The sequence below is a fragment of the Phormidium sp. CCY1219 genome (genome assembly GCF_055795085.1).
Genome location: NZ_JAYFEQ010000876.1, coordinates 1 through 2,219, shown reverse-complemented (window position 1 = coordinate 2,219; position 2,219 = coordinate 1). Strand labels below are relative to the sequence as shown.

The window sequence follows — 2,219 nt, the reverse complement described above, 5'->3', positions numbered from 1 at the left end:
GATTGAGGATTACAACCAAGCGATTCGCCTCGACTCCAATTATGCACTAGCCTACAACAACCGGGGAATTGCCCGCCATGACTTGGGAGACCTGGAAGCGGCGATTGAGGATTACAACCAAGCGATTCGCCTCGACTCCAATTATGCACATGCCTACTACAACCGGGGAATTGCTTATCGGCAATTGGGAGAGAAAGCAAAGGCGTTGGACAGTTTTCGCCAAGCGGCGACACTTTATCAGCAACAGGGAAGAACGGAGGATTATCAAGATGCCAGAAACCGCATCCGGGAGTTGCAGGAGTAGGGGGCGTGATTCTCGGGAAGCACTGGTGGGGAATCTCCCGGGAGTCCCCACCGGGGCGTCACCCAGGGCAGGGGGATGAGGGATGAATGGATTAGGGGAGAATTTGAAAGGAATTCATCATTTGTTGGGCGGTGTTTAAGCTTTTGGAATATACGTCGATTGGGGATTCGTAAGTAATCACATAAGCGGTTTTATCGTTCAAGGTGCCGCGTTCGAGTTTTTTCCACTGGGTATTTTTCTCGGTGATTTCATAGCGGATTTCGTAGGCGCGTCGATTGCCTAAGGTGGTAGTTGGGCGAGAGCGATCGGACACTTTGGCATCGGTTCCGGTGGTTTGCACTTGCTGCATGACGGATTGTTTGTATTCATCAATCGATATCGGACGCCTTAAATTTTCTAGGGTAACAATCACCCGGGCATTCACTGCCTCAGATTCCTCGGTTAATGGGGGTAAAAAGGTAACAGTTTCTGCAAACACATCGCCTCCTTCTTGCACGCGCCAATTGGCGGGATAGTTAATTTTGATGCCTTTGTTTTGATTGTCGTAAACCTGCAATTGCACCACTTCTTCTCGGGAAAAATGTTTGTAGGCTTGGATAATTATCGGCGTCGCACAAACACCAGTGATTACTAAGGTTAGGATAGCAATGGTATTGGATTTCGTCCACAGGCGGGATTTTTGCCCAGAAGGATGCCCCGAGTTTTGCGGCCCCGTTGTGAGGGGGTTAGACTGGAGCTGGGTGGGGGAGTTATTCTGCGCCTGTAGGCTTTCTAAGGCTTGCAACACCTCATCGGCGGACTGATAGCGTTCTTCACAGTTATAACGCACCATTTTATCGATAATATCGACCAATTGTGGAGACACGGGGACAGATTTATCATGCCAGAGAATTTCTTCTTTTTGCGTATTTTTTGGCAAGTGATGCACCTGGGTGCCGGTCAGGGATTGGATGGCGATCGCGCCGAGGGCATAAATATCGCTAGTTGGTTGCGGATTTCCCCAGGATTGTTCTGGTGCGATATATCCAATTGTTCCCAACACGGTGGCTGGAGTTTGCCCACTCTGGGAAGAGAGGGATTGAATTTCTTTCACCGCGCCAAAATCAATCAAGATAATTTTACCATCTTTTTGGCGGCGAATTAAATTGGAAGGTTTCAAGTCGCGATGAATGACTTTCTTTTGGTGAATAAATGCGAGAACCGGGAGAATGTTTTGCAACAGGTCGAGGGTGTAGGAACTGCTGCAGGGTTGATTCGGTTTTAGTTCGTCGCTGAGCGGATGTCCGTCAATGAAATCTTCAATTAAATAAAATTCGTTATTTTCTTCAAAGTGAGCCAAAAGTTTGGGAATTTGGGGATGGTCTTCCCCGAGGCGATCGAGGGTATCTGCTTCGCGATCGAATAACTCATGCGCCTTCTGCAAACTGTTTGGATCCCTCCTTTTAGGGTACAGTTGCTTGACGACGCAGGGTCGATTTTTGCACTGGATATCTTCCGCCCGATAAACCTGACCGAAATCCCCGTTTCCCAAATATTTGATAATCCGGTAACGCCTACCGATAAGTTGTCCGACGTTTAGCATCAGCGATTTTCCCCATTTTCGGAAAGATTCTCGTATTTTATCAATATCTCCGATGATGTAACAACCCCATTGGTCAGCAACAGCCGCCAGGGCGTCGAAGCAACAGCCGCCCGGGATGAATTTCTCGGGTCGAATCGTTCTAGCAACAGCCGCCCGGAGATGAAAAGTCCCTGGCTAATAGCGCAAGTTGTCTAAAGAGGACTGGTAATACCATTTTAATGTAGGGCTGCAACAGATAATCAAACAGAGTCTCCGCGCCATTCAAAGGCAAATCCCCCCAACCCCCCTTAGAAAGGGGGGCTTAGTCGTTTCCCCCCTTTCTAAGGGGGGACT

2 protein-coding genes are annotated in these 2,219 nt (G+C 48.6%); one reads left to right on the top strand and one right to left on the bottom strand.

Features of this window, described 5'->3' with window-relative positions; all coding sequences use genetic code 11:
• Positions 1-304, top strand: a 304-nt coding sequence (locus AC0QH1_RS28765) for a tetratricopeptide repeat protein (RefSeq protein ID WP_324634878.1), incomplete at its 5' end; no start/stop codon positions are given.
• 91 nt (positions 305-395) lie between these two features.
• Here the strand turns inward: AC0QH1_RS28765 and AC0QH1_RS28760 are convergent.
• Positions 396-1,886, bottom strand: a complete 1,491-nt coding sequence (locus AC0QH1_RS28760) for a serine/threonine-protein kinase (protein ID WP_324634877.1) — start codon at positions 1,884-1,886, stop codon at positions 396-398.
• Positions 1,887-2,219 lie beyond the last annotated feature (333 nt).

What these genes read in the sequence shown, in the direction of transcription:
- AC0QH1_RS28760 (WP_324634877.1), bottom strand. Translation starts at nt 1,886, where the DNA reads ATGCTAAACGTCGGACAACTTATCGGTAGGCGTTACCGGATTATCAAA.